General features: G+C 61.7%; 25 protein-coding genes. 4 read left to right on the top strand and 21 right to left on the bottom strand.

What is annotated here, in order from left to right:
• The first annotated feature begins 2 nt into the window (after positions 1-2).
• Positions 3-623: an energy transducer TonB gene (locus tag ACW9JE_RS12630; RefSeq protein WP_457432937.1), complete on the top strand. Its 621-nt coding sequence runs from the start codon at positions 3-5 to the stop codon at positions 621-623.
• Positions 624-632: 9 nt separating this feature from the next.
• Here the strand turns inward: ACW9JE_RS12630 and ACW9JE_RS12625 are convergent, their stop codons facing one another.
• The 7 genes from ACW9JE_RS12625 to ppc form a co-directional block, all read right to left on the bottom strand.
• Positions 633-1,328: an extensin-like domain-containing protein gene (locus ACW9JE_RS12625; RefSeq protein ID WP_224538516.1), complete on the bottom strand. Its 696-nt coding sequence runs from the start codon at positions 1,326-1,328 to the stop codon at positions 633-635.
• A gap of 2 nt (positions 1,329-1,330) precedes the next feature.
• The gene (locus ACW9JE_RS12620) at positions 1,331-2,152 is read right to left on the bottom strand and encodes an isocitrate lyase/PEP mutase family protein (RefSeq protein ID WP_224538518.1); all 822 of its coding nucleotides are present in this window, start codon (positions 2,150-2,152) and stop codon (positions 1,331-1,333) included.
• Between the two features lie 34 nt (positions 2,153-2,186).
• Positions 2,187-3,047: a DUF72 domain-containing protein gene (locus tag ACW9JE_RS12615; protein ID WP_457432936.1), complete on the bottom strand. Its 861-nt coding sequence runs from the start codon at positions 3,045-3,047 to the stop codon at positions 2,187-2,189.
• Entirely contained in the window at positions 3,047-3,349 is a 303-nt protein-coding gene (locus ACW9JE_RS12610) for a hypothetical protein (protein WP_224538522.1), read from the bottom strand. Before ACW9JE_RS12610 ends, ACW9JE_RS12615 begins: the two co-directional genes overlap by 1 nt.
• 287 nt (positions 3,350-3,636) lie before the next feature.
• A complete protein-coding gene (gene tsaB / locus ACW9JE_RS12605; RefSeq protein ID WP_457432935.1) occupies positions 3,637-4,311 on the bottom strand; it encodes a tRNA (adenosine(37)-N6)-threonylcarbamoyltransferase complex dimerization subunit type 1 TsaB in 675 nt (224 codons plus the stop codon).
• Between the two features lie 93 nt (positions 4,312-4,404).
• The gene (adk, locus tag ACW9JE_RS12600; protein WP_175375151.1) at positions 4,405-5,052 is read right to left on the bottom strand and encodes an adenylate kinase; all 648 of its coding nucleotides are present in this window, start codon (positions 5,050-5,052) and stop codon (positions 4,405-4,407) included.
• 289 nt (positions 5,053-5,341) lie between these two features.
• Positions 5,342-7,972, bottom strand: a complete 2,631-nt coding sequence (gene ppc / locus ACW9JE_RS12595) for a phosphoenolpyruvate carboxylase (protein WP_457432934.1) — start codon at positions 7,970-7,972, stop codon at positions 5,342-5,344.
• 201 nt (positions 7,973-8,173) lie between these two features.
• Between ppc and ACW9JE_RS12590 the strand changes: the two genes are divergently transcribed.
• The 3 genes from ACW9JE_RS12590 to ACW9JE_RS12580 all read left to right on the top strand — a co-directional run bounded on the left by ACW9JE_RS12590 (position 8,174) and on the right by ACW9JE_RS12580 (position 10,080).
• Positions 8,174-8,518, top strand: a complete 345-nt coding sequence (locus ACW9JE_RS12590; RefSeq protein WP_457432933.1) for a pilin assembly protein — start codon at positions 8,174-8,176, stop codon at positions 8,516-8,518.
• A gap of 305 nt (positions 8,519-8,823) precedes the next feature.
• Positions 8,824-9,237 carry a DUF4398 domain-containing protein gene (locus tag ACW9JE_RS12585; RefSeq protein WP_457432932.1) on the top strand — a complete coding sequence of 138 codons (414 nt, stop codon included), beginning with the start codon at positions 8,824-8,826 and terminating at the stop codon, positions 9,235-9,237.
• Positions 9,238-9,282: 45 nt separating this feature from the next.
• Positions 9,283-10,080, top strand: a complete 798-nt coding sequence (locus ACW9JE_RS12580) for an OmpA family protein (protein ID WP_457432931.1) — start codon at positions 9,283-9,285, stop codon at positions 10,078-10,080.
• Between the two features lie 134 nt (positions 10,081-10,214).
• Here ACW9JE_RS12580 and ACW9JE_RS12575 read toward each other — a convergent pair whose 3' ends face one another.
• From ACW9JE_RS12575 to ACW9JE_RS12510, 14 genes are all read right to left on the bottom strand, one after another.
• Positions 10,215-10,544: a hypothetical protein gene (locus ACW9JE_RS12575; protein ID WP_457432930.1), complete on the bottom strand. Its 330-nt coding sequence runs from the start codon at positions 10,542-10,544 to the stop codon at positions 10,215-10,217.
• Complete coding sequence (locus tag ACW9JE_RS12570; RefSeq protein ID WP_457432929.1) at positions 10,541-11,455, bottom strand: alpha/beta hydrolase; 915 nt, start codon at positions 11,453-11,455, stop codon at positions 10,541-10,543. The genes ACW9JE_RS12575 and ACW9JE_RS12570 overlap by 4 nt, the downstream gene beginning before the upstream one ends.
• A gap of 162 nt (positions 11,456-11,617) precedes the next feature.
• Complete coding sequence (locus ACW9JE_RS12565; protein ID WP_457432928.1) at positions 11,618-12,895, bottom strand: flavohemoglobin expression-modulating QEGLA motif protein; 1,278 nt, start codon at positions 12,893-12,895, stop codon at positions 11,618-11,620.
• 33 nt (positions 12,896-12,928) lie between these two features.
• Positions 12,929-13,483, bottom strand: a complete 555-nt coding sequence (locus tag ACW9JE_RS12560) for a hypothetical protein (protein ID WP_224538540.1) — start codon at positions 13,481-13,483, stop codon at positions 12,929-12,931.
• Positions 13,484-13,540: 57 nt separating this feature from the next.
• Positions 13,541-14,257: a TetR/AcrR family transcriptional regulator gene (locus ACW9JE_RS12555; protein WP_224538542.1), complete on the bottom strand. Its 717-nt coding sequence runs from the start codon at positions 14,255-14,257 to the stop codon at positions 13,541-13,543.
• Between the two features lie 103 nt (positions 14,258-14,360).
• Positions 14,361-15,863, bottom strand: coding sequence for a lysine--tRNA ligase (gene lysS, locus ACW9JE_RS12550; RefSeq protein WP_224538545.1), 1,503 nt, complete (start codon positions 15,861-15,863; stop codon positions 14,361-14,363).
• 111 nt (positions 15,864-15,974) lie between these two features.
• A protein-coding gene (prfB, locus tag ACW9JE_RS12545) for a peptide chain release factor 2 (protein WP_224538547.1) occupies positions 15,975-17,070 on the bottom strand; the annotation gives its coding sequence in 2 pieces (ribosomal slippage) (positions 15,975-16,997 and positions 16,999-17,070; 1,095 coding nt in all).
• A gap of 261 nt (positions 17,071-17,331) precedes the next feature.
• A complete protein-coding gene (locus ACW9JE_RS12540) occupies positions 17,332-18,333 on the bottom strand; it encodes a response regulator (RefSeq protein WP_224538549.1) in 1,002 nt (333 codons plus the stop codon).
• 48 nt (positions 18,334-18,381) lie between these two features.
• On the bottom strand, positions 18,382-19,392 hold the full coding sequence (gene cheB / locus ACW9JE_RS12535; protein WP_457432927.1) for a chemotaxis-specific protein-glutamate methyltransferase CheB: 1,011 nt from the start codon (positions 19,390-19,392) through the stop codon (positions 18,382-18,384).
• Positions 19,389-21,698, bottom strand: a complete 2,310-nt coding sequence (locus tag ACW9JE_RS12530) for a hybrid sensor histidine kinase/response regulator (RefSeq protein ID WP_224538553.1) — start codon at positions 21,696-21,698, stop codon at positions 19,389-19,391. Before ACW9JE_RS12530 ends, cheB begins: the two co-directional genes overlap by 4 nt.
• Entirely contained in the window at positions 21,695-22,378 is a 684-nt protein-coding gene (locus ACW9JE_RS12525) for a chemotaxis protein CheW (protein WP_224538554.1), read from the bottom strand. Before ACW9JE_RS12525 ends, ACW9JE_RS12530 begins: the two co-directional genes overlap by 4 nt.
• Entirely contained in the window at positions 22,375-23,670 is a 1,296-nt protein-coding gene (locus ACW9JE_RS12520) for a CheR family methyltransferase (protein ID WP_457432926.1), read from the bottom strand. Before ACW9JE_RS12520 ends, ACW9JE_RS12525 begins: the two co-directional genes overlap by 4 nt.
• On the bottom strand, positions 23,667-24,203 hold the full coding sequence (locus ACW9JE_RS12515) for a chemotaxis protein CheW (RefSeq protein ID WP_457432925.1): 537 nt from the start codon (positions 24,201-24,203) through the stop codon (positions 23,667-23,669). Before ACW9JE_RS12515 ends, ACW9JE_RS12520 begins: the two co-directional genes overlap by 4 nt.
• On the bottom strand, positions 24,203-25,825 hold the full coding sequence (locus ACW9JE_RS12510) for a methyl-accepting chemotaxis protein (RefSeq protein WP_224538560.1): 1,623 nt from the start codon (positions 25,823-25,825) through the stop codon (positions 24,203-24,205). Before ACW9JE_RS12510 ends, ACW9JE_RS12515 begins: the two co-directional genes overlap by 1 nt.
• Positions 25,826-26,013 lie beyond the last annotated feature (188 nt).

Here is a 26,013-nt window from a genome sequence, read left to right as displayed (position 1 = left end):
TCATGTCAGACATTCAACCCATCATCTCCGGTTTTATTTCGCCCTACGGCGACTACAGCCGGCAAAACACCCAGGCACTGAGCGGTGTCAGCCACATCTGGCAGGATTTTTTTGCCCGAGCGCTGAACGAACAGTCGGGTGAGGTGCTGCCTGAATCGCTGAACTTTCCACCAGTGGATCTCGAAAGCCCGGACGAACCCACCGTCGGCAGCGACCTGCTGGCGCACATCGTTGCTCAGCGCGAGTGCGACGTGAAAGACAACGAGATTCGCCCGCCCGAGCCGCTGTTCCTGCCGATTGCCGAGTTCGAAATGGATTTGGCCGACAAACCTTTCCCACCGTTCCCGCCGGAAGAAATCGTCGCCCAGCAGCGCGAGCAGAACTTCGACAGCGGCTGGGTCCGCCCGATCGTGCTGACTGCCGGTCAACCGGTGCCGGAAGCAGGCCCTGCGCCACAACCGCGTCTATTGCACCTGCCGATCGCCGAGTTCGAACTCGATCTGCTGGACAAACCGTTCCCGCCGTTCTCGCCGCAAGAAATGGTCGAACAACAGAAAGAACTCGACTTCGATAGCCGCTGGGCGCGCCCGATCGTTCTGCAGAACCTGCGCCTCGCCGCCTAACCTTCGCCTTCAGTTACAGACCCACCACGGCCCGACATCGACATGAAAGTGATTGCGATGGGCGGCGTTGTAATCCGGGCTCAACACCACGCTGAACAGGCCACAGGCACCGTCGCGGACCTGCCTTAGAAACTGCGCATCCTGATTGTCCTTGGGCCAGTCCTTGAGCACGCTGATGGCGCGGCCATCCGCCAGGCGGAAACCGGCGATATCCAGGGCGTTGGCTGAAGCGTGTTGACTCAAGCGACCACTCTCGCGGCCGTAGACATTGCGACAGGCAAAGCTTCCCAGATGATCGACCCGCGCCACGTTCTGACCATAGATCGCCTGCGCTGCCGGTTGCAGCGCGTGATGTTCGAACAGGGCGAAGGACACCGCCAGACGGCAACTGGCAAGGAAGCTGCTGCTCAACGCCACATCTCCGCCCTGCACTCGCAAGGCGTCGGTCAACGGGCACTTGGCGTCTGGGCTGTCGGCCTGACGGGTCACCCGTAGGCCGGAACTGCTCAGAGCCTGATCACAAAGCTGCGGATCAGCGCGCAGGCGCATCAGCTTGTAGCGGGTCAGCAGGTTCGGCGGCGCCTTCACATCCAGCGGCGCCCAGGGGTTCCACTGCGGCGGCACGGACACCCAGCCGCGCCAGACGCCCAAACCCGTCGCCGCTATCATCGACAGCCCCAGCAACAGCCACCAACGCAAGCGCATCGTCAGCCTTTGAAAAACTGATTGGCCTGAGCGTAGGGCATGGAGCGCGAGGTGAAGCTGAAGGTGCCCGACGTCTTGATCTCTTCGGCCGCACGGTAGAACTCGCCCAGTGCCGCCAGGGACAGCGCCGATCCGACACTGACGCGCGTGACGCCCATCTCGCCGAGTTGCTCGACCGTCAGCTTTAATCCGCCGGACATCAACACATTGACCGGCTTGGGCGCCACCGCGCGGACCACCGCCAGCACCTCATCGGCGTTACGCAACCCTGGCGCATAGAGCACGTCGGCGCCGGCTTCGGCGAAGGCCTGCAAACGGCGAATGGTGTCGTCCAGGTCCGGATTGCCGTGCAGGTAATTTTCGGCGCGAGCGGTAAGGATGAATGGGAACGGCAAGCTGCACGCGGCAGCGACGGCGGCCTTGACCCGGGCCACGGCGTGCTCGAAGCAATAGATGGGCGTGTCCGGGCGGCCGGTGGCGTCTTCGATCGAACCGCCGACGGCGCCCGCGCCAGCGGCCTGCACGATGCTTTGCGCGCATTCGGCGGGGTCATCGGCAAAACCGTTTTCCAGATCCACCGACACCGGCAGGTCGGTGGCGGCAACGATCGCCCTGACGTTGGCCAGGGTGTCGTCCAGAGTCAGGCCGCCATCGGGGCGCGCCTGGGAAAAGGCGTAACCGGCACTGGTAGTCGCCAGCGCCTCGAAACCCAGGCCCGCGAGCATTTTTGCCGAGCCGGCGTCCCAGGGATTGGGCATCACGAATATCCCGCCGCGTTCGTGCAGGGCTTTGAACGCTTGGGCTCGAAGGGTTTGCGCATCCATTGGCAGGCTCCTGAAAAGGGGAACGAATCCGCCTTCAGAGCAGGCCAAGTTGCTCGGCGGCGGGCTCTCTGTATAGCTCAGGCAGCGCCGGCAAGCCAGGCAATCGCAACATCAACCGGCCATGAAAACGCTGCGCCAGCTTCGCCGCCAGCACGTTGTCGGCGGTGTGCAGGAAGATATAGGGCGTACGGCCTTCTTCGATCCACAGGGCGATTTTCTCCACCCAGGGCGTCAGGAACGAGTCGTTTGCTTCAAGCGTAGGATGGCCGATGAAGCGTACCTGCGGGCACTGGGTAAACGCCGCCGGACGTGGGGGAACCCTGGGCTTTTTCGACTGGGCGTGCAGCACCGAAGGCTCGGTGGAAGTGCAACTGAACAGCGCGCGCGGATCGAGGCAGATGCGTTCGACCCCACGATCCATAAGCAGGCGGTTGAGCATGCGCTCGCTGTCGCCCTTGGCGAAGAAATCGTCATGCCGCACTTCCACCGCCAGCGGTCGTTGCAGGGCGTCGATGAACCCGGCGAGTTCGGGCAGGCGCTGCGGGGTGAAGCTTTTCGACAGCTGCAACCACAGTGGCGATACCCGCTCGCCCAGCGGACTGAGCAATTGGACGAAGGTTTCGGCAGCGGTCAATTGTTCGCGCAGGTCGCCGCCATGACTGATGTCACCGGGAAACTTGGCGGTGAATCGAAAATGCGCAGGGAGAATTTCTGCCCAGCGCTGCACGCTGCTGGCAGCCGGGCTGGCGTAGAAGGTGGTGTTGCCCTCTACGGCGTTGAAGACCTGGGAATAAAGATCGAGAAACTCGGCAGGCTTGGCGTCCTGTGGATAAAGGTAATCGCGCCAGGCGTTTTCGCTCCAGGAAGGGCAGCCGAGGTAGTAAGGCAGCAGCATCAGATGTACAGATCGAGCCCCAGCACTTCAGCTTCCCAATCGACGAAACCGGCGGTGCTCAGGTAGCTGGCCAGGGCCATCGCCACGCTCTTGCTCATGGCGCGGTGATAGAGCATGTCCTGCTGACGGGCGGGGAGGTTGCTCAGGCGTTGGGCGGCAGCCTTGGCGCGGGCGGCCAGTTGTTCCTCGGTGGGAAACTCCAGCTCGCCTTCGATATCGACGGACTCGTCTTCCACCACAGCGCCTTTGCGAGGCTTGCGCTTGATAGGGTAGGAATGAGAGGAAAGGCCGTCTATACGCATAAGTGCATGCTCGGTATCAGTGATGGCAGTTTAGTGGCGCTCAACCCACTTCGCAAACCGCCGAGTGATAACTAGAACACATAAAAGGCAAAAGGTTTAAGAGCTGGGGTTAGAAACGGACGATCGGCGCTGTTTGGGAATTCATCACCAGCCCACATCTATGCAGCCCCCGAAAAACCTGTAGGAGCGAGGCTTGCCCGCGAAGGCGTCAGGTCAGTCGATATAGATGTCGAAACTGCTGACCTCTTCGCGGGCAAGCCTCGCTCCTACAGGGATGTGCGCCAGGTTTACCGCGCCTTCGGCGTCGCCACTTTGTCCCGCAGATACACCGGCTGCGCCTCATCGGCCACAATGGCCTCGCCGCGCTCCCAGGCAAATCGCGCCAGGGTCAGCAGGTCTTCGGCGTGGGGCAGCATGCCGGCGTCCTGACCGCTCAAGTTCACGGCAATACGCTCGCCATATCCCCAACCGGTCCCCGCGCCAAACCATTCGCCACTGGCGCCTGCCGGCAGTGCAGCGGCTTCCGGTGGCAGGACCGCTTCCTGCCCGACCAGTCGCATCTCCCCCGCCGTCTCGCGGTAGCAGCCCCAATACACTTCATCCATCCGCGCATCGATGGCTGCCGCCACCTGACTGGCGCCGTGTTCGCGAAAGGCACGCTGGGCCAGGACGGCAAGGTTGGACACCGGCAACACCGGACGATCCAGCGCGAACGCCAGGCCCTGCACGACCCCAATGGCAATGCGCACACCGGTGAATGCACCCGGTCCACGACCGAAGGCAATCGCCTCGACCGCCTGCAAGGTGGTGCCGGCATCGGCCAGCAACTGCTGGATCATCGGCAGCAATTTCTGCGCATGCAGGCGCGGGATCACCTCGTAATGGCTCGTCACTTTGCCGTCGTGCAGCAAGGCAACGGAGCAAGCTTCAGTCGCGGTGTCCAGGGCCAGCAAGGTGCTCATCGATGTTTCCACACGTGTGATCAGAAAAAGGGCGTCAGTATAAACAACTACGGCCCGCAAGCGGGCCGTGGATGATACAGCGAGTCAGACTTTTCAGCTCAGGGCTGCAAGCACCTTGGAGGTGATTGCTTCAACCGAACCGACGCCTTCGATGTGGCTGTACTTCGGCTTGCCATTGGCAGCCGACAGATTCTGGTAGAAAGCCACCAGCGGCTTGGTCTGCGAGTGGTAGACCGACAGGCGATGACGCACGGTTTCTTCGGTGTCGTCCTTGCGCTGCACCAGGTCTTCACCGGTGACGTCGTCCTTGCCGGCCACTTTCGGCGGGTTGTAGACGATGTGGTAAACGCGGCCGCTGGCCTCGTGAACACGGCGACCGGCGATACGCTGGACGATTTCTTCGTCTTCAACGGCGATTTCAACCACTGCGTCCAGTTCGACACCGGCAGTCACCAGGGCTTCAGCCTGAGGGATGGTGCGCGGGAAACCGTCGAACAGGAAACCCTTGGCGCAATCGGCCTGGGAAATGCGGTCCTTGACCAGGGCGATGATCAGGTCATCGGAGACCAGGCCACCGGCATCCATGATGCCCTTGGCCTTCAGGCCCAGCTCGGTGCCGGCCTTGACCGCTGCACGCAGCATGTCGCCAGTGGAGATTTGTGGAATGCCGAATTTCTCGGTGATGAACTTAGCCTGAGTACCTTTACCGGCCCCGGGAGCTCCCAGCAGAATGACGCGCATCGATGTGCTCCTCAATTTTTTATATGGATAACGTCGGATTCGCCTCGTGGGGCCAATCTCAAAAATAGGGTCCGCGACCGCCCAAACGGCCAAAGGCTGATCAAGATACACAGCAGGCTGCGCCCACACAAGCCGCCAAAAGTCGGAGAAACCGCTGCCTGCTGCGACGTTTTGGCGCGGTTCTCCCCGTCGCAACCCCATCATTAACTGTCGCCTGGCCGTACTTTTTCAACGGCCATCGATCGGCATCCCGCGCACGCGCCGGATGCCTTCCCCCACCGCGAAAACCTTAGCCGGTATTACGCAAACCGGCGGCAATTCCCGCCACAGACACCAGCAACGCTTGCTCCACCGGGCTGCCCTGCGCCACTTCCTGTTGCCGGGAACGCGCCAGCAATTCGGCCTGCAATAGATGAAGCGGGTCCAGGTAGGTGTTGCGCAGGCGGATGAATTCAAGGGTATCTGGGCTATGTGCCAGTAGCTGGGACTGGCCGGTCATCCCCAGAACGATCGAGCATGCCTGCGACAATAGGTCGCGTAAGTGCGCGCCCAACGGCAACAGATCCGGCTCGACCAGACGCTCGTCGTAGGACTGGGCGATTTCCGCGTCGGCCTTGGCCAGCACCATCTCCAGCATATCGATGCGGGTCCGGAAGAACGGCCATTGCTCACGCATCTGCCCCAGCAGCTCGCCCTCTCCGCGCTCCAGCGCCTTGCTCAGTGCCGCTTCCCAGCCGAGCCAGGCAGGCAGCATCAGGCGAGTCTGGGTCCAGCCGAAAATCCACGGAATCGCCCGCAGGCTTTCGATGCCGCCGGCGCGGCGCTTGGCCGGACGACTGCCCAGCGGCAGGCGACCGAGCTCCTGTTCCGGTGTCGACTGACGGAAATACTCGACGAATTGCGGGTTTTCCCGGACCACGGCGCGATACGCACTGACGCCGTCGGCGGCCAATTCGTCCATCAAATGGCGCCACTCGGGCGTCGGTGGTGGCGGCGGCAGCAGCGTCGCCTCGAGTACGGCGGCCAGATACAGGTTGAGGTTCTGTTCGGCGATGTCCTGCAGGCCGAATTTGAAACGAATCATTTCCCCCTGCTCGGTGGTGCGGAAACGTCCGGCCACCGATCCCGGTGGCTGCGACAGAATCGCCGCGTGGGCCGGGCCGCCGCCGCGACCCACGGTGCCGCCGCGACCGTGGAACAACAACAGCTCCACCTGTTGCTCGCGGCAGATGTCCACCAGACGTTCCTGCGCCCGATACTGCGCCCAGGCCGCCGCCGTGGTGCCGGCGTCCTTGGCCGAATCGGAGTAGCCGATCATCACTTCCTGCGGCCCTTGCAGACGCGCGCGATAGCCCGGCAGCAGTAACAGTTTTTCGATCACGGGCCCTGCGTTGTCCAAGTCCGCCAGGGTTTCGAACAGCGGCACCACGCGCATCGGCCGCAACACGCCGGACTCCTTGAGCAGCAATTGCACCGCCAGCACATCGGAGGCGGCACCGGCCATGGAGATCACGTAGGAACCAAGCGAAGCCGCGGGCGCGGCGGCGATTTCACGACAGGTCGCCAAGACTTCGGCGGTGTCGGCGGACGGCTTGTAGTGAGCGGGCAACAGCGGGCGACGGTTGTTCAGTTCCTGGGTGAGGAAGGCGATGCGCTCTTCTTCGCTCCAGTCCTCATAACGACCCAGGCCCAGGTAGTCGGTGATCTCGGTCATGGCCGCGCAGTGGCGCGTCGAATCCTGACGCACGTCCAGACGCACCAGGAACAGGCCGAAGGTGACGGCCCTGCGCAGGCAGTCGAGCAGCGGGCCATCGGCAATCACGCCCATGCCGCACTCGTGCAGCGAGTGGTAACACAGCTCCAGCGGATCGAGCAGATCGCGGTTGTCCTGCAGCACCTCGGCGGTGGCAGTAACGGGTGACGTCAACGCGCTGTGCGCCCAGTTGCGCGTGGCTCGCAGGCGTTCGCGCAACTGCTTGAGCACCGCGCGGTAAGGCTCGGCACTCTCCCCCGCCTTGGCCTTCAGCGCCTCGCTGGCCTGCTGCATCGACAGGTCGGCAGCGAGTTGATCGACATCGCGCAGGTACAGATCGGCCGCCATCCAGCGCGCCAGTAACAGCACTTCGCGGGTGACGGGAGCGGTGACATTGGGGTTGCCGTCGCGGTCGCCGCCCATCCACGAAGCGAAGCGAATCGGCGCCGACTCCAGCGGCAGGCGCAGGCCGGTGGCGGCATGCAGGGCCTGGTCGGCCTTGCGCATGTAATTGGGGATCGCGTGCCACAGCGAATGCTCGATCACCGCGAAGCCCCATTTGGCTTCGTCGACCGGCGTCGGGCGGGTGCGGCGGATTTCTTCGGTGTGCCAGGCTTCGGCGATCAGACGCTGCAAGGTCAATTTGATCTGCTCGCGCTCGGCGGTGGTCAGGTCGCGATGGTCCTGGGCCGCCAGTTGCGCGGCGATGGCGTCGTATTTCTGGATCAGCGTACGGCGGGCGACTTCAGTGGGGTGCGCGGTGAGCACCAGTTCGATTTCCAGGCGACCCAATTGCCGGGCCAGGGATTCGGCACTGTGGCCTTCGGCGCGCAGGCGGGTGAGCAGTTCGGGCAACACCCGACACTCGAACGGCGCCGGCTGCGACTCGTCGCGACGATGAATCAACTGATACTGCTCGGCGATGTTTGCCAGGTTGAGAAACTGGTTGAACGCCCGCGCCACCGGCAACAATTCGTCTTCGCTCAGCTGGTTGAGGCTGGCGCTGAGTTCGGCGTCCATGGAGCCGCGACGGTCCGCCTTTGCCCCTTTGCGGATCTGCTCGATCTTGTCGAGGAAACTGTCCCCGTACTGCTCACGAATGGTGTTGCCCAACAGTTCACCCAGCAGGTGAACGTCCTCGCGCAAGCGTGCATCAATATCGGTCATCAACAGTTCTCCAGCAAAGAATCCGGGCGGCCAAGAACCTCAAGAGTGCCGCTCCGGGCCAGTTCTTACAACCCAGACGACGAAGGGACTTCAAACCTTCGAGGCAGAAGCTAGTCTGAACAGTAGGCCGTACAACGGCTTTCGCCGGCCAGAGCCGGTACTCACCTTGCCTGCCACGAGCAGGCGCGACATGAGGTCATTATGAAAATCCGCGAGCTTGTCCATCACTGGGAAGAAAACGCCAAGGGTCGCCTGACCGACACCGGCTACTCGATTCATCTGGACGTGGAAGCGGCCGCCAGGCTGGCGGCGATCATCGAAATGTATCCCAAGCGGCAACCCGAAGAATTGCTCGGCGAACTGATCGGCGCCGCCCTGGAAGAACTGGAAAAAAGCTTTCCCTATGTGAAGGGCTCGACCGTGGTGGCGACCGATGAGGAAGGCGATCCGCTGTACGAAGACGTAGGCCCGACGCCGCGTTTTTTGGCGCTGTCGCGTCGGCATTTGCACGATTTGTCCACGGGTAACGACAAGCAAAAACACTGATTTTTTGATTTCTGTAGGAGCGAGCACGCTCGCGATGAACTCGAAAACGACGCGGGGTATCAGGTGCCCAACGTTAACGTTCACGACCATCGCGAGCATGCTCGCTCCTACAGGTATTGCGTTCCCCCTGCCTTTTCGCCTCGCCCGTTTTTTCGGACATCAGGCAATTTCTCTGAACTTTTGAAAAAAGCCTCCGGTCAATCCCAGTAACCACGCCTGGGACGGCCGTTTCAAAAACGCCGCCAAAACGAAGCTTTCGGCTCCTTGCCCAGGATGGATTGTTCAGTAGTTCAGGAGTAAGCCCAATGGAGTTGAAAATCATGAAAACCTGCACAGGCAAATCCTCGTCCACCCCACTGCGCAACCTGAAGATGGCTGCCCTGGCCATCGGCGCCGGCGTCGTGCTGGCCGGTTGTGCCGGCAACCCTCCCACCGAGCAGTTCGCGGTCACCGAATCGGCGGTCAACAGCGCAGTCAGCGCCGGCGGTACCGAATTCGCCGCAGTGGAAATGAAGACCGCGCAGGACAAGCTCAAGCAAGCCGAAATCGCCATGCACGACAAGAAATACGACCAGGCCAGAACCCTCGCCGAACAGGCTGAATGGGATGCTCGCGTGGCCGAGCGCAAGGCTCAGGCAATGAAGGCCGAACAAGCAGTGAAGGACTCTCAGAAAGGCGTTCAGGAACTGCGTCAGGAAAGCCAGCGCACCGTTCAGTAACGGCGCGGCGCCACGCACTTCTTAATCGACTAAAAGGACGACACCATGAATTCCAAACAATTGATGATCCCTGCCCTGCTGGCTGCAAGCGTTGCTTTGGCTGCGTGCTCCACACCGCCCAACGCCAACCTTGAACAGGCTCGCACCAATTACTCCGGCCTGCAGGCGGATCCGCAGGCGAGCAAAGTTGCGGCCCTTGAAACCAAGGAAGCCAGCGATTATCTGGACAAGGCCGACAAGGCCTACCTGGACAAGCAGGACGAGGCCAAGGTCGATCAACTGGCCTATCTGACCAACCAACGCGTGGAAGTGGCCAAGCAGACAATCGCCCTGCGCACCGCTGAAGCCAATCTGAAAAACGCTTCGGCGCAACGTGCACAGGCACGACTCGATGCCCGCGACCAGCAGATCAAGCAGTTGCAGGACAGCCTCAACGCCAAGCAGACCGATCGCGGGACGCTGGTGACTTTCGGTGACGTGCTGTTCGCGACTGACCGGGCCGATCTGAAGTCCAACGGTCTGACGAATATCAACACGCTGGCGCAGTATCTGCAGCAGAACCCCGATCGCAAAGTGATCGTCGAGGGCTACACCGACAGCACCGGTACGGCGTCTCACAATCAGTCGCTGTCTGAACGTCGCGCTGGCTCGGTGCGCATGGCGCTGGTGAAGATGGGCGTCGACCCGACCCGCATCGTGGCCCAGGGTTATGGCAAGGAGTATCCGGTCGCGGATAACGGCAGCGTCTCGGGCCGGGCACAGAATCGTCGGGTGGAAGTGACGATTTCCAACGATAACCAGCCGGTGATGCCGCGCTCGGCGGTGAGTTCTTACACCCAGTAATCAGCCTTAACGCAGAACCAAATGTGGGAGCGGGCTTGCTCGCGAAAGCGGTCTGTCAGTCGACATCTTCGTTGTCTGACACTCCGTTTTCGCGAGCAAGCCCGCTCCCACAGTGGTTTTGTGTGTAGCTTTGATTACGGCTGCAACTTCTGCGGCGTCTCCTGCCCCATGCAACGCACCGCCTTCTTGCGGTCGTTGACCAGCACGCCCGTCAGGCCTTTCTGTTCGGTGTCGAACAGCACCAGCACGCCATCGATGCACTGCGCCACTTGCGCGGCCGGCTCCAGGGAGACTTTGTAGTCTTCGCCCGGAACGGTCTTGAGCATGGTGAATTCGTTGAGCAGCAACGCATCCTCAGGCTTGGCGAAGTGCAGGTAGCCGTACCACCACAGGGCGCCCACGGTGCCGAGGATGCTGCAGATACCGGTGATGATCAGCGGGATGGCGTTACGTTCTTCACTCATTGCGGACTCTCTGGTGGTTCATCTTCAGAATGTTCGGGGGCCGGGTAATTGGGGATCTCACCCAGGCGGCGCAGGCCGTTGAAATGCTGCGGGTCATCGAGATAGCGCAGCATGACTTTGCGCCAGACCGGGTCGGCGAACGTCTGCACGTGCCCGCCCCGGGTCAGTTGCAGGACGCGCGGCGGCGGCGCAGCTTGATACAGAAGGATGCCATTGGAAAGGGGCACGATCGGATCGTCGATGCTGTGGTAGATCAATTTCGGCACGCCTTTGAGTTGCGGCATGGAGCTGATCGCACTGTCGCCGTCCGGCACCAGCCAGGACAACGGCACCTGAAACGCCCACAACAACCACGAATGGCTCAACGCAAACTGGCCGACGCTGCGGTAACTGGCGGGCACGCCGTCGAGCACGATGGCCTTGAGCTGGGTCTGCCGCTCGGGGTGTTGCCCCAGATAGTGCACCGCCATCGAACCACCGAGGCTCTGGCCGAGCAGGATCAGGGGTTTACCCTTGACCTCGGGCGCCTGATCGAGCCATTTGAAAGCGGCGTCGATGTCCTGATAGATCTCTGGTAGCTCGGGCTTTCCTTCGGACAGACCGTAACCGCGATAGTCCAACAACAGCACTTGATAGCCCTGCTCCGGCAGCCAGTAACTGCCGCCCAGATGCATTGGCAGATTGCCCCCGTTGCCGTGCAGGTGCAGCACCGTGCCCTTGACCTCGACGCCTTTTTTGGCCGGCAGCCACCAGGCATTCAGCTTGAGACCGTCGGCGGTGGTCAAGGTGATCTCGCGGTATTCGAGCTTGGCTTTTTCCGGGGTGAACAGCTGGCCGGGCTCGGGGTAGAACAGGAACGAGCTGCAACCGCTCAGGGCCAGGAGGAGGCAGATGGTGCCGAGGATTCGCATCCGGTGAAACCTCGCAAGTGATGGATTGAAACACAGACCTGTGGAAAACAAAGGCCCCTGTGGGAGCGGGCTTGCCCGCGATAGCAGTGTGTCAGGCAACATCAATGTTGAATGTTAAGCCGCCATCGCGGGCAAGCCCGCTCCCACAAGGGTATTGGTTGATCACAAAATGTTGGAGTAATCCGCCTCGATCCGGTCCAGGCTCAAATGGTTGAGGAAGTTGGAGAAGCACATCCACGCCGACAACGCATTCATGTCGCGGAACTGCTCCGGCAGGTACTTGGGCGGTACCACCAGCCCCTCGTCCACCAGCTGGCGCAAGGTGCGCATGTCTTCCAGGGTGGTCTTGCCGCAGAACAGCAGCGGTATCTGCTCCAGCTTGCCTTTGCGCACGGCCAACTGAATGTAGTTGTAAATCATGATGAAGCCCTTGAGGTAGGACAAGTCTTTGGTAAATGGCAGACCTGTCGGCACCGAACCACGGAAAACGCGGCTGGTGTTGCTGTAGCTATCGGGCATTTCGAAACCCTGCTCGCGGAAGAACTCGAACACCTGCAGGAAGTCCGCGCCCTCCTCCACCATGTGAATGGCACGGGTGCGGTTGGTCAGCTTGCGCAGGCGGCTCGGGTAAGAGGCGAAGGTGATGATTTCCATGAGGATCGCCAGGCCTTCCTGGGTCACCGTCGACGAGGGCGGGCCCTTGGCCAGGAAGGTGCAGATCGGCTGGTTTAGGCCGTTGAGGGTGGTGCCGACATGCACCAGCCCTTCGTGGACTTCCAGCGCGCGCACGTCGCGCTCGTTGAACATCGCGTCGGTACGGATCTTGATGTAGTCGGCGCCCGCCGCCGCATCGGCGACGATGCCGTCGGACTCAAACACCCGGATGGTTTCCTCGGCCTCACCGAACACCCGGTTCAAGCGCGTTTGCAGCATGTGGACCGCATCCTTGGCGGTCAGGGTCTTGGGTTCGTCCTTGAGGTCGCCACGACCGTCGATGTTGTTCAGGTAGTCCGACAGCATCAGGCCCAGGTCGGACAGCGTCGGGTCACCGGCGTGGAAGGCGTCGGAGGCGGCGCCATACAGCTCCTGGGAAATCAGTCCGAAATCCTCAGTGCCCCGCGCCTCAAGCATGCGGATCACCATCCGGTATTCCTTGCACATGCGACGCATGATCTGGCCGACCGGGTTGAACTGGCCGAGCTGGCGAGTGATGTCGCGCTCGATGTTCTGGAATTCCAGCTTCACCTTGCTGGAGTCGAACGCCAGCGGACGGTTGAGGTAATAGTCGCGGTCAACCTTCGGCAGTTCCTTGCCCTTGGCCTTGAGGAAGTCCTTGCGGATATTGTCATCCCATTTGACCGCATCGAGGACGCGGATCGGCGTCTGCGCCAGCACTATGCGATCGGACAGAATGCGTATCGACTGCTGGTAATCGTCCACCGGAAACTCCTGTTGAAACCGTTATCTACTGGATTATTTTGCTTTGGCCTGACGCTGGTAACGCACCACTTCGACAAAGACGTCGGAATTGGCCGGGTCATCGAGGTACGCGGACACCTGGTCCATGTGGCTGTCGATCAGCACGCCATCGCCATCGTCGGTCTGAAAGCCTTCGCCGTTCAGGGCCTTTTGCTGCACGGCCTGCTTGATCTGTTCGAGGTCGAGGTTGTAGACCACCAGCTCACGTTTATCGGTGAGTTCGAACCCGGCAATGGTGTAGTGCCCACCAAACTGCGACGGCACTTTCGCCGACAAGTACCAGCGGTTGCCGTGACGTGAGACGGTGAAGGGATAGGCTTCGCGCTCCCGGGGCTTGGCGCGGAAGTAGCTGACGGCCTGATAGCGGTTTTCGCCGACGCGGGTCAGCTCCAGATTGACCGGCTCACCCCAGGCGTTAGTGCTGGTCCATTTGCCGAGCAACCCCTTGGGCGCAGGCTCACTTGTGGGCAGTGGTTCCTTGAAAGTCACCAGACAGCCACTGAGCAGCAGCAACGACAAGGCGATCACGACGACACGCCAGGCTTTCATTCAACACTCCCTTGATGACTCGACGCTGCACCTGTAGCAGCTGCTACAGGGAACCGATTAGACCGAAGCCAGCACCAGATGCATATAGCGCTTGAGTATGCCGAGCATTTCTTCTTCATCAGCCGGCTCGGCGTCGTTGAGCAGGCCCTGATATTCCATCCGTCCGATTATAGCCGTCAACACTTTGGCATCCTGCTGCGGCTCGCGGGAACCCAATACTTCGAAAAGCTGGCAGGAACCCTGTAGCAGAATCTGCTGGTGGGAACGCACCAGTTGCGCCAGACGCGGGTTGAGCAGCGCTTCCTGGCGGAAGGCCTGCTCGGCCATCAAATGCTCGCGACGGGTCACCAATTGGCGGTGCACGTAATCGGTCATCAGCCGCGCCAGCTCGTCCGCCAGGTGCTTGCGCGCCTCGGGGCTGCCATCGCCGCTGGCGATCAGCTCGTGCAGCAGGCCCTGGTTGTTGATCCACAGCTTGGCCATGTAGGCCGCGCTGCGCTCCACGTATTGGGCGAAGGTATCTGTGAGCAGGTCATCGATGTCCTTGAAGTAGTAAGTAGTGGCCGACAGCGGCACATTGGCCTCGGCGGCCACGGCCCGGTGGCGCACCGCTCGCACGCCATCGCGCACGACAATACGCATTGCCGCATCGAGAATGTCCTGCCGACGCTGCTCACTGCCCTGCCGGCTGGCCTTGCGCCCCTGATACTGAACACTTTCAGCGACCGCAGTGGCGATACCCGCTGCACCTTCTTGAGCCGTTGCATGGTTCACGACGGGATTTCCTCTCTCTACTTCAAAATTAACTATTTGATACGTTTGTACCAGACAGGCAATAAAAAACCGCCTATCGGAGGCGGTTTTTTATTTGAGCCAATTACGCTTGCGGACGCATGTGCGGGAACAGGATCACGTCGCGGATCGACGGTGAGTTGGTCAGCAACATCACTAGACGGTCGATGCCGATACCTTCACCGGCCGTTGGCGGCATGCCGTACTCCAGCGCGCGAACGAAGTCGGCGTCGTAGTGCATGGCTTCGTCGTCGCCAGCGTCCTTGTCAGCCACCTGCGCCATGAAACGCTCGGCCTGGTCTTCCGCGTCGTTCAACTCGGAGTAGGCGTTGGCGATTTCACGACCACCGATGAACAGCTCGAAACGGTCGGTGACGTTCGGGTTGTCATCGTTGCGACGAGCCAGCGGCGACACTTCGAACGGGTATTGGGTAATGAAGTGCGGCTGCTCCAGCTTGTGCTCGACCAACTCTTCGAAAATCATCACCTGCAGTTTGCCCAAGCCTTCGAAGCCCAGCACCTTGGCACCGGCCTTCTTGGCGATGTCACGGGCTTTGTCGATGTCGTTCAGATCATCGGCGGTCAGCTCAGGGTTGTACTTGAGGATCGAGTCGAACACCGACAGGCGCGCGAACGGCTCGCCGAAGTGGAACACCTTGTCGCCGTACGGCACGTCAGTGCTGCCCAGAACCAGCTGCGCCAGTTCGCGGAACAGTTCTTCGGTCAGGTCCATGTTGTCTTCGTAGTCGGCGTAAGCCTGGTAGAACTCCAACATGGTGAATTCAGGGTTGTGACGAGTCGAAACGCCTTCGTTACGGAAGTTGCGGTTGATCTCGAACACTTTCTCGAAGCCGCCAACAACAAGGCGCTTGAGGTAAAGCTCAGGCGCGATACGCAGGAACATTTCCATGTCCAGCGCGTTGTGGTGGGTTTCGAACGGCTTGGCTGCCGCGCCGCCCGGAATGGTTTGCAGCATCGGCGTTTCCACTTCCAGGAAGTCACGCTTCATCAGGAAGCTGCGGATGTGGGCGATGACTTGCGAACGCACGCGGAAGGTCTGGCGCACGTCTTCGTTGACGATCAGGTCAACGTAACGCTGACGGTAACGCTGTTCGGTGTCGGTCAGGCCGTGGTGCTTGTCCGGCAGCGGGCGCAGGGATTTGGTCAGCAGACGCACGCTGGTCATTTCAACGTACAGGTCGCCCTTGCCGGAACGGGCCAGGGTGCCTTCGGCGGCAATGATGTCGCCCATGTCCCAGGTTTTCACCGCGGCCAGGGTTTCTTCGGACAGGGTCTTGCGGTTGACGTAGACCTGAATGCGACCGGTCATGTCCTGGATCACCATGAACGAGCCACGGTTGAGCATGATGCGACCGGCAACCTTGACCGGGATTGCAGCCTCTGCCAGCTCTTCCTTGGTCTTGTCCGCGTACTGTTTCTGCAACGCATCGCAGTAGTTTTCGCGGCGGAAGTCGTTCGGGAAGGCGTTGCCCTTGGCGCGCTCGGCAGCAAGCTTTTCCTTGCGCAGGGCGATCAGGGAGTTTTCTTCCTGTTGCAGGGCTTGCGGGTCGAGTTCTAGGTCGCTCATGTCTTTAAAAATTCCATCACAGGTTCGTTACCCCCGGCACTTGGCCGAGGTTCGCGGGCAAGCCTCGCTCCTACAGGGGCTGCGGTGTGTCCACAGCCCCGAGGGCGTGCTTTATAGCCCGGATTTCAGGCTGGCTTCCAGGTATTCGTCGATATCGCCGTCGAGTACCTTGTCGCAGTCGCTGCGTTCGATGTTGGTACGCAGATCCTTGATCCGCGAGGCATCGAGCACGTACGAACGGATCTGGTGACCCCAGCCGATATCGGACTTGGTGTCTTCCAGAGCCTGCGAAGCGGCGTTGCGCTTCTGCATTTCCTGCTCGTACAACTTGGCCCGCAGCATTTTCATGGCGGTGTCCTTGTTGGCGTGCTGGGAACGTTCGTTCTGGCAGCTGACCACGGTGTTGGTCGGTACGTGGGTGATACGTACGGCCGAGTCGGTGGTGTTTACGTGCTGACCACCGGCACCGGAGGAACGATAGGTGTCGATGCGCAGGTCCGCAGGGTTGATCTCGATTTCCACCTTGTCGTCGATCTCTGGCGAGACGAATACCGCGGAGAACGAGGTGTGGCGACGGTTGCCGGAGTCGAACGGGCTCTTGCGCACCAGACGGTGCACGCCGATCTCGGTACGCAGCCAGCCAAAGGCGTATTCGCCCTTGATGTGCACGGTGGCGCCCTTGATCCCGGCGACTTCACCGGCCGACAGTTCCATGATGGTCGCGTCGAAACCGCGTTTGTCAGCCCAGCGCAGGTACATGCGCAGCAGGATGTTGGCCCAGTCCTGGGCTTCGGTGCCGCCGGAACCGGCCTGGATGTCCAGGTAGGCGTTGTTCGGGTCCATTTCGTGGCTGAACATGCGGCGGAATTCGAGCTTGGCGAGGTTTTCCTCGAGACGGGCCAGCTCGGCGACGACGTCGCTCACGGCGCCTTCGTCATTTTCCTCGACCGCCATGTCCAGCAGGTCGCGGCAATCGGCCAGACCGCTGTTCAATTCGTCGAGGGTCTCGACGATCTGCGCCAGCGCAGAGCGCTCGCGGCCCAGCTCCTGGGCGTATTCAGGCTTGTTCCAGACACTCGGATCTTCAAGCTCGCGGTTGACCTCGGTCAGACGCTCATGCTTTTGATCGTAGTCAAAGATACCCCCGAATGGTTTCGGAGCGCTCGGACAGGTCCTTGATAGTGTTCAGGATCGGGTTGATTTCCATGGCGGGCAGCACTCGTAGGCGAACTTTTGAAAGCCGGCGAGTATAACGGCAAACGGCCGCCAACGGCAGTCCGCTTGGTCGAAAACGCCGCTGCCGCATTCGATCCTCGCAACGACGCAAATCAATTGTGGTGAGGGGATTTATCCCCGTTGGGCTGCGAAGCGGCCCCAAAAAGATGGGACTGCTGCGCACTCCAACGGGGATAAATCCCCTCACCACAGATAAATCCCCTCACCACAGGTTATTTTCAGGGCAGATGATTCAGCCGATGCCTACTTGATTTCGCCCATTATGCTTGGCCAGGTACAACCCCTTGTCCGCCGCCGAGATCAGTTCGCGGCAGTTGGTGCCGGCTTTCGGGGTGACGGTCGCAAGGCCGATGCTGATGGTCAGGCTGGAGCCTTCGCTCGGGGAGATGTGCGGGATTTTCAGGGCTTCGACGGTCATCCGCAGTTTTTCCGCCACCAGTCGCGCACCGCCCTGTGAGGTGTTGGGCAGTACCAGGGCGAATTCTTCGCCGCCGTAACGGGCCGGCAGGTCGGATGGCCGGGCGCTGGCCTCGCGGATCGCCGTGGCGACCTGGCGCAGGGCTTCGTCGCCTTCCAGGTGGCCGAAGGTGTCGTTGTAGGTCTTGAAGTAATCCACGTCGATCATCAGCAGCGATAGCTGGCTCTGTTCGCGCAGGGAGCGGCGCCACTCCAGTTCCATGTACTCGTCGAAGTGCCGGCGGTTGGACAGCCCGGTCAGGCCGTCGGAGTTCATCAGGCGTTGCAGCACCAGGTTGGTGTCGAGCAGTTGCTGCTGGCTGACCCGCAGCGCACGGTAGGCGGCGTCGCGCTGCAAAAGGGTCATGTAGGAACGCGAGTGATAGCGGATGCGCGCCACCAGTTCGATGTTGTCCGGCAGCTTGACCAGGTAATCGTTGGCCCCGGCCGCGAACGCCGCGCTCTTGATCAGCGGGTCTTCCTTGGTCGACAGGACGATGATCGGGATGTCCTTGGTCGCCGGGTGATTGCGGTATTCGCGCACCAGGCTCAGGCCGTCGAGGCCGGGCATGACCAGATCCTGCAGGATCACCGTCGGTTTGATCCGCACCGCGTGGGCGATGGCCTGGTGCGGGTCGGCGCAGAAGTGAAAGTCGATGTTTTCTTCGTTCGACAACCCGCGCCGAACGGCCTCGCCGATCATCGCCTGATCGTCCACCAACAGCACCATGGCGGCGTTTTCGTCAGTCTTGAAGTCGTCGAGTTGTAATTCAGTCATGTGCGTTCACCTGAAAACTGCCTGGGCCAGGATTGCTGCTAATAGTAGTCATTTTGGAAAGATCTCCAGCAATCGTGGCGCTATCTTCTCCAGCGGACGGATCTCGACGGCGGCATCGATGGCCGCGGCTGCCTTGGGCATGCCGTACACCGCGCTGCTGTTCTGGTCCTGGGCGATGGTCAAGTAGCCCTGCTGGCGCAGAAGTTTAAGCCCCTGCGCGCCATCACGTCCCATGCCGGTGAGCAAAACGCCGACCGCATCACCGTTCCAGTGACGGGCCACGCTCTCGAAAAATACGTCGATCGAAGGTCGATAGATTTCGTTGACCGGCTCGGCGGTGTAAGCCAGCGTGCCGTTCTTCAACAAGCGAATATGGTGATTGGTGCCCGCCAGCAGCACGGTGCCGCTTTGCGGAGGCTCGCCCTCGTGGGCCAGGCGCACCTTCAGGCCGCTGGCGCTCGCCAGCCATTCGGCCATGCCGGCAGCGAATACCTGATCCACATGCTGCACCAGCACGATGGCCGGGGAAAAGTTTCGCGGCAGGCCTTTGAGCAGCACTTCCAGCGCCGCCGGCCCACCGGCCGACGAGCCAATGGCGATCAGGCTCTGGCGCGAGCCCGAACTGCGCGATGGGCCCGGGTCCGGACGCTCGCGCGGGGTCTTGTCGCCGATCAGCCAGCCGATGTTCATGATTTTGCGTAACAACGGCGCCGCCGCGTCCTGGGCATTGCCAGCGCCCAAGGCCGGGGTATCGACTACGTCCAGCGCACCGTGGCCCATGGCTTCGAACACCCGGTGCACGTTCTGCTGGCGATCCACGGTGACAATGACGATGGCGCAGGGGGTTTCGGCCATGATCCGCCGGGTCGCTTCCACTCCGTCCATCACCGGCATGATCAGGTCCATCAGAATCAGGTCAGGTGTCTGCTCGGCGCACTTCTGCACCGCTTCCTTGCCATTGCCGGCCACCCAGATCACCTGGTGCGCAGGCTCGAAGGCCAGCGCCCGGCGCAAGGCCTCCACAGCCATGGGCATATCGTTGACGATTGCTATCTTCACGCCCTCGCTCCTCCTATGAGCTCATCGACTGCATCGAGCAAGGCGTCGTCATGGAAACTGGCCTTGGCTAGATAATAGTCGGCTCCGGCATCCAGTCCACGACGCCGGTCTTCCTCACGATCCTTGTAGGACACCACCATCACCGGCAGCGACTGCAGGCGGTTGTCGCGGCGCAGCAACGACACCAACTCGATGCCGTCCATGCGCGGCATGTCGATATCGGTGATCAACAGATCGAAGTTCTCCGAACGCAGGGCGTTCCAGCCGTCCATGCCATCGACCGCCACCGCCACGTCGTAGCCGCGATTGAGCAGCAGCTTGCGTTGCAGTTCGCGCACGGTCAGGGAGTCGTCCACCACCAGAATCCGCTTGCGCGCCGCTTCGACGGCCTGACCGCCTTGGCGGGCGATGCGTTCCAGGCGCCCGGTATTGAGCAGTTTGTCCACCGAACGCAGCATGTCTTCGACGTCGACGATCAACACCACCGAACCGTCGTCGAGCAAGGCTCCGGCGGAAATGTCCTGCACTTTGCCAAGGCGCTCATCCAGCGGCAGCACCACCAGGGTTCGCTCGCCGATGAAACGCTCGACCGCGACGCCATATGCCGTATCGCGCTCGCGAATGACCACCACCTTCAGGGTCTGTTGATTGTTCTGGCTCGCCGGACGATGCAGCAACTGACTGGCTGCAACCAGGCCGACATGCCGGCCTTCATGCCAGAAGTGCTGGCGTCCCTCGACCTGCACGATGTCCGATGGCTCCAGATCGCACATGCGTTCGATGTGAGCCAGCGGGAAGGCATAGGCCTCGCCGCCCACTTCGACCACCAGACTGCGCACCACCGACAGGGTCAGCGGCACTTCAAGATGGAAACGGCTGCCCTCGCCCGCCGTCTGCTCCAGCTCCACCGCGCCGCGCAACTGGCGGACCATGTGCTGCACCGCGTCCAGGCCGACGCCGCGCCCCGACACCTCAGTGACTTTCTCTCGCAAGCTGAAGCCCGGCAGAAACAGAAAGGTCAGCAGCTCCTCTTCGCTTAACTGCGCGGCAGTTTCTGGTGGCGACAACTGGCGTTCGACCACACTTCGACGGACCTTTTCCAGATCGACGCCATTGCCGTCATCGCTCAGTTCCAGCACCAGCAAACCGGCCTGATGGGAAGCGCGCAGGCGGATCAGGCCTTCTTCCGGTTTGCCAGCCAGGAGCCGTTGCTCCGGGGTTTCGATGCCGTGATCCACCGCGTTACGCAACAAGTGGGTCAGCGGCGCTTCGAGTTTCTCCAGCACATCGCGGTCGACCTGGGTTTTCTCGCCTTCGATTTCCAGGCGCACCTGTTTGCCAAGGCTGCGACCCAGATCGCGGACCATGCGCACCTGGCCGGTCAGCACATCGGCGAACGGCCGCATGCGGCAGGCCAGCGCGGTGTCGTAAAGCACCTGCGCGCGCTGACTGGCCTGCCAGGCGAACTCATCGAGTTCGGCGTTTTTCTCCGCCAGCAGCTGCTGGGATTCGGCCAGCAGGCGTCGCGCATCATCGAGGGCTTCCTGGGCTTCGAGGCTCAGGGCCTGGTCCTTGAGATGGACGTTGAGATTTTCCAGCGCCCGCAGGCTGTTGTTCTGCATGCGTTTGAGGCGCTGCATGGTGGCCAGGTGCGGCTTGAGGCGCAGGGTTTCCACCAGGGATTTGCTCGACAGGTCGAGCAGGCTGTTCAGGCGTTCGGCAGTAACCCGCAATACGCGCTCGCCGTTTTCGGTGGTGCGCTTCTTTTTCGGTGTGGATACGGATTCGGCAGGTGCAGGCTCGACGACTGGGGCGGGTGTCTCGATTGGAGCCGCTGGCTGTTCAACCTTCGGCGCTTCGAGTTGCAGCTCCGCCATGACCGGCGCAGCGGGCGGAACAGCTGGAGCAACTGCAGCCGCCGGATCGAGCAAGCGTGCCATCAAGGCCACGTAGGCCTCGATATCCGCAGGCTGCGGCGCAGTGGCCGGCGTGGCGATGCGCATCAGCAGATCGGTGCCCTGCAGCAAGGCGTCGATGTGTTCGGGACGCAGGTACAGCCGCCCTTCCTGGGCGCTGACCAGGCAATCTTCCATGACGTGGGCGACACTGACGCCGGCGTCAATCCCGACGATCCGCGCCGCGCCCTTGAGCGAGTGCGCCGCGCGCATGCACGATTCCAATTGGTCGGCCTGGGTAGGGTCGCGCTCCAGGGCCAGCAGACCCGCGCTCAGCACCTGGGTCTGGGCTTCGGCTTCCAGGCCGAACAGCTCCAGTAAAGAGGCGTCGCGCATTTGTTCGGGGGTCATGTGAGGCTCCGGGTCACGGCGGACAGCAGCTGTTCTTCATCCAGCCAGCGCAGGCTGCGACCCCTGAATTGCAATACGCCACGGGTGTACTTGGCGTCGGCATGAGCACCGGAACGCGACGCCGCGTCGAGCAGGCGTTCGTCTATGGCATGAATACCGTCCACTTCGTCCACCGGCACCACCACCGGCCCACCATGGGCGGCAATGATCAGCATGCGCGGCATGACCCGCGCGCCGGACGCCACCCCACCGCCACTTTCCAGCCCCAGCAATTCGGACAGCGACAGGCACGCCACCAGCGCCCCGCGCACGTTAGCCACCCCGAGCAAGGCCCGGGAGCGCTGATGCGGCAGTGAGTGAATGGCCTGCTGCGGCGCCACTTCCACCAGACTGCGGGTCGCCAGACCCAGCCACTCCTCGCCCAGACGAAACATCAGCAGCGAACGGGTCTTGACCTCTTCTTCGACCGTATCGGCAACCTGTACGCGATCTTCCTGCTGCAACGCATAACGATCCAGCAGGCGCGTCGCCGCAGCCGAGTACACCGAGCAATTGCGGCAATGAATGTGATCGACCAGCAGCGGGCAGGATTTGTCGCCATGAATACCGATGCGGTTCCAGCAATCGTCGATGGCCTGGGCATCTTCACGGGTGACGCTAAAGGTGTCGGCGGCAATCATCGTTTACGCTCACTGTCGGCGGCGCGCTCGCTGCGGGCGGCGCGGTCCTGCAATCGTCTGGCACCGACGCTGTCGCCCTGGGCCTGCAGCAGCGCCGCCAGGTGCATCAATGCGTCGGGGTGTTGCGGTTCTAGATACAGCGCCTTGCGGTAAAACCCCTGAGCCTCTGGCACGTTGCCGCCCACATCGCTGAGCAGTCCCAGCCAGTAGAACACCTGGGCCACCGGCTCGTGGTTGCGCAGGTAGCGCTCGCACGCGGCACGGGCTTCGGTGCTTTTGCCTTCGTTGGCCAATTCGGCAATGTTTGCCAGCAATGCCGCGGTATCGGCGCTGCCGGGCTTTTCTGAAGCGGCAGGACGAGCCATGGGTTGCGCAACGCTGGCGAACGGACGCCGGGGAACCGGCGGCGGCGCGACATGACGCGCCGGTTGCCGCGCAGGCTGGGGAATGGGTACAGGTGCAGGAACAAAGACGGGCAGCGGTTCCACCTCTGCCGCACTCTGGCGACTGAAGGCAAAGGACTGCGGGATACCGATCGAGCGCATGCCCAGGCGCCCCAACAGACTGCCTTCGGCAGGACCGATGAACAGCACGCCATCGACATGGGTCAGGCGCTTGAGCACTTCGAACACCTGCTTTTGCGTCGCCAGGTCGAAATAGATCAGCAGATTGCGGCAGAACACGAAATCGAAAGGTGGCTCGTTGGCCAGCAACGCGGGATCCAGCACATTGCCGACCTGCAATCGCACCTGATCAAGCACCCGGCTGTTCAGGCGATAACCGTCACGGTCGGCGGTGAAATAGCGATCGCGATAGGCGATGTCCTCGCCGCGAAAGGAGTTCTTGCCATACACCGCCCGCCGGGCCTTTTCCACCGACAAGGGGCTGACGTCCATGCCTTCGACCTTGAACTGGTGCGGCTTGAACCCTGCATCCAGCAGCGCCATGGCAATCGAGTACGGCTCTTCGCCGGTGGAGCATGGCAGGCTGAGAATCCGCAGGGCACGCAGGTTGTTGATTTCAGTCAGGCGCCGGGCGGCCAGTTTCGCCAGGGTGGCGAAGGATTCCGGGTAACGGAAGAACCAGGTTTCCGGGACGATGACCCCTTCGATCAGCGCCTGCTGCTCATCGCCGGAGCCTTGCAGGATTCGCCAGTATTCGTCCGGCGTCTGCGCATTGCAGGCGATGCTGCGTTGGCGTACCGCCCGCTCGATGATCGCCGGGCCCACCGAGGTCACGTCGAGGCCGATACGGTCCTTGAGGAAATCGAAAAAACGCTGATCGTTGTTCATGACTGTTCCTCAAGCAGCGCGAGGTCCAGCGGTGGTGACGGGAACAACAATGCCCGGACTCGCTCATCCAGCAGATCGGCGACCCGCACCCATTGCAGCAAACCCAGTTCGTCGTTGCGCACGGGCCCAAGATAGGGCGCCTGGGGATTGTCCAGGCCATAGGGCTGAAAATCCGCGGGGTCGCAGCGCAGGGTGTCGGTAGCTTGTTCGAGGATCAGTCCGAGCAGTTGCTTCGGTGCACTTTCATCGGCTTGGTAATGCACCAACACCAGCCGCGTGCTGGTCCGCGCCTGGGCAGGCGCACCGAAGGTCAGCGCACTGAGGTCGATCACCGGCACCACTGCGCCGCGCCAGGCGAACACTCCCGCCACCCAATGAGGCGCGTGGGCGATCGGTTTCAGGGGCACTCGCGGCAGCACCTCCGCCACTTCGGTCGCGCGCAGGGCGTAGCGCTCGCTGCCGATGCGAAACACCAGGAACAGCACATGCGCCGTCTGTTTCACGGCAGTGCGCTTGGCGGTGAGTTCGTTCATCAGACTTTGAATCGCGAGACGCCGCCGCGCAGCCCGACGGCCACCTGGCTCAACTCATCGATGGCAAAACTGGCCTGACGCAGAGACTCGACGGTCTGGCTGCTGGCATCGCCCAACTGCACCAGCGCGTGGTTGATCTGCTCGGCGCCGGTGGCCTGGGCCTGCATGCCTTCGTTGACCATCAACACCCGTGGCGCCAGCGCCTGCACCTGATGGATGATCTGCGACAACTGCTCGCCCACCTGCTGCACCTCGGCCATGCCACGGCGCACTTCCTCGGAAAACTTGTCCATGCCCATCACGCCCGCCGAGACCGCCGACTGGATCTCGCGCACCATCTGTTCGATATCGTAGGTGGCGACGGCGGTCTGGTCCGCCAGACGCCGCACTTCGGTGGCGACCACGGCAAAACCGCGGCCGTATTCACCGGCCTTCTCGGCCTCGATGGCGGCGTTGAGCGACAGCAGGTTGGTCTGGTCGGCGACCTTGACGATGGTCACCACCACCTGATTGATGTTGCCGGCCTTCTCGTTGAGGATCGCCAGCTTGGCGTTGACCAGATCGGCCGCGCCCATCACCGAGTGCATGGTTTCTTCCATGCGTGCCAGACCTTGCTGGCCGGAGCCGGCAGCGACGGACGCCTGATCGGCAGCGGTGGACACTTCGGTCATGGTGCGCACCAGATCCCGCGAAGTCGCGGCGATTTCCCGGGACGTCGCGCCGATTTCAGTGGTGGTGGCGGCGGTTTCGGTGGCGGTGGCCTGCTGTTGCTTGGAGGTCGCGGCGATCTCGGTGACCGAGGTGGTGACCTGCACCGACGAGCGCTGGGCCTGGGACACCAGGGAAGTCAGCTCGGCCATCATGTCGTTGAAGCCGGTTTCCACCGCGCCGAACTCGTCCTTGCGATCCAGGTTCAGACGTCCGCTGAGATCGCCGGTGCGCATCACTTCCAGGATCTGCACGATGCGATTCATCGGCGCCATGATCGCGCGCATCAGCAAAAGACCGCAGAGGCCGGCGGCCAGCACGGCGATCAGCAGAGAAATCCCCATGATGGTTTTGGCGGTGAGCACCGCGTTGTCGATGGCGGCGATGTCCCTGTCGGCCACGGATTTGTTGTGGCTCAGGATTTCGCTGAGTTTCACGCGCCCTTGGGTCCAGGCCGGCGTCAGCTCATCGTTGAACATCTTGAGGGCGTCGGCTTCCTGGTTGCGCTTGTGCAGGTCGATAACGGCAGCCAGGATGCGGTGGTATTGATCATGAGCCTGTTGGAACGCCGCGTATTCGGTTCGGTCTTCTTCGTCGGCGATCGTCCCGCGATAAAGCTCCATCTGCTCCAGCAGACGGGAGGAGTAGGCATCGAAGTCTGCAGTATCCTTGGCGCTGAAACCCCGCCCTTCCTCAAGGCCGAGCATGGCCTGAATGCGCAGATAACTGTCAGACCAGGCCCCGCGAATCATCGAGCTGTAATACAGACCCGGCAGCGCATCCTCTCGCACGCTGGCTTCACTGCTTTCAATCTTCAACAGCCGCGAATACGAGACGACCACCATCAACAGCATGATGGCGATGATGACTGCAAAACTCGCCAAAATGCGTTGGCGCAACGTCCAGTTCTTCACAGGCTGTCCTCGGGTTGTTTCGGAATTGTTTCGAAATGCGGGGAGTATAGCCGAGGGTGGTGTTTCATTAATAAGACGGTTGAGGGGGGATCAGGCAGAAAGGGGCGGTGGAATGGTCATTGGGTGGAGGTGGCGGGGAATATGCCTTCGCGGGCAAGCCTCGCTCCTACGGATTGGTGGTGCCTGTA

This window comes from Pseudomonas sp. SDO55104_S430 (assembly GCF_054070595.1).
This window is presented reverse-complemented; position numbering and strand designations above follow the sequence as displayed.

Coding starts and splice junctions, on each gene's coding strand:
- adk (WP_175375151.1), bottom strand. CDS start 5,052: ATGCGCGTCATTCTGCTGGGAGCTCCCGGGGCCGGTAAAGGTACTCAG.
- ACW9JE_RS12570 (WP_457432929.1), bottom strand. CDS start 11,455: ATGCGAATCCTCGGCACCATCTGCCTCCTCCTGGCCCTGAGCGGTTGC.
- ACW9JE_RS12585 (WP_457432932.1), top strand. CDS start 8,824: ATGGAGTTGAAAATCATGAAAACCTGCACAGGCAAATCCTCGTCCACC.
- tsaB (WP_457432935.1), bottom strand. CDS start 4,311: ATGAGCACCTTGCTGGCCCTGGACACCGCGACTGAAGCTTGCTCCGTT.
- ACW9JE_RS12525 (WP_224538554.1), bottom strand. CDS start 22,378: ATGATTGCCGCCGACACCTTTAGCGTCACCCGTGAAGATGCCCAGGCC.
- ACW9JE_RS12590 (WP_457432933.1), top strand. CDS start 8,174: ATGAAAATCCGCGAGCTTGTCCATCACTGGGAAGAAAACGCCAAGGGT.
- ACW9JE_RS12515 (WP_457432925.1), bottom strand. CDS start 24,203: ATGAACGAACTCACCGCCAAGCGCACTGCCGTGAAACAGACGGCGCAT.
- ppc (WP_457432934.1), bottom strand. CDS start 7,972: ATGACCGATATTGATGCACGCTTGCGCGAGGACGTTCACCTGCTGGGT.
- ACW9JE_RS12540 (WP_224538549.1), bottom strand. CDS start 18,333: ATGACTGAATTACAACTCGACGACTTCAAGACTGACGAAAACGCCGCC.
- ACW9JE_RS12575 (WP_457432930.1), bottom strand. CDS start 10,544: ATGAGTGAAGAACGTAACGCCATCCCGCTGATCATCACCGGTATCTGC.
- lysS (WP_224538545.1), bottom strand. CDS start 15,863: ATGAGCGACCTAGAACTCGACCCGCAAGCCCTGCAACAGGAAGAAAAC.
- ACW9JE_RS12630 (WP_457432937.1), top strand. CDS start 3: ATGTCAGACATTCAACCCATCATCTCCGGTTTTATTTCGCCCTACGGC.
- ACW9JE_RS12580 (WP_457432931.1), top strand. CDS start 9,283: ATGAATTCCAAACAATTGATGATCCCTGCCCTGCTGGCTGCAAGCGTT.
- ACW9JE_RS12620 (WP_224538518.1), bottom strand. CDS start 2,152: ATGGATGCGCAAACCCTTCGAGCCCAAGCGTTCAAAGCCCTGCACGAA.
- ACW9JE_RS12610 (WP_224538522.1), bottom strand. CDS start 3,349: ATGCGTATAGACGGCCTTTCCTCTCATTCCTACCCTATCAAGCGCAAG.
- ACW9JE_RS12520 (WP_457432926.1), bottom strand. CDS start 23,670: ATGAACAACGATCAGCGTTTTTTCGATTTCCTCAAGGACCGTATCGGC.
- ACW9JE_RS12615 (WP_457432936.1), bottom strand. CDS start 3,047: ATGCTGCTGCCTTACTACCTCGGCTGCCCTTCCTGGAGCGAAAACGCC.
- ACW9JE_RS12560 (WP_224538540.1), bottom strand. CDS start 13,483: ATGAAAGCCTGGCGTGTCGTCGTGATCGCCTTGTCGTTGCTGCTGCTC.
- ACW9JE_RS12530 (WP_224538553.1), bottom strand. CDS start 21,698: ATGACCCCCGAACAAATGCGCGACGCCTCTTTACTGGAGCTGTTCGGC.
- ACW9JE_RS12625 (WP_224538516.1), bottom strand. CDS start 1,328: ATGCGCTTGCGTTGGTGGCTGTTGCTGGGGCTGTCGATGATAGCGGCG.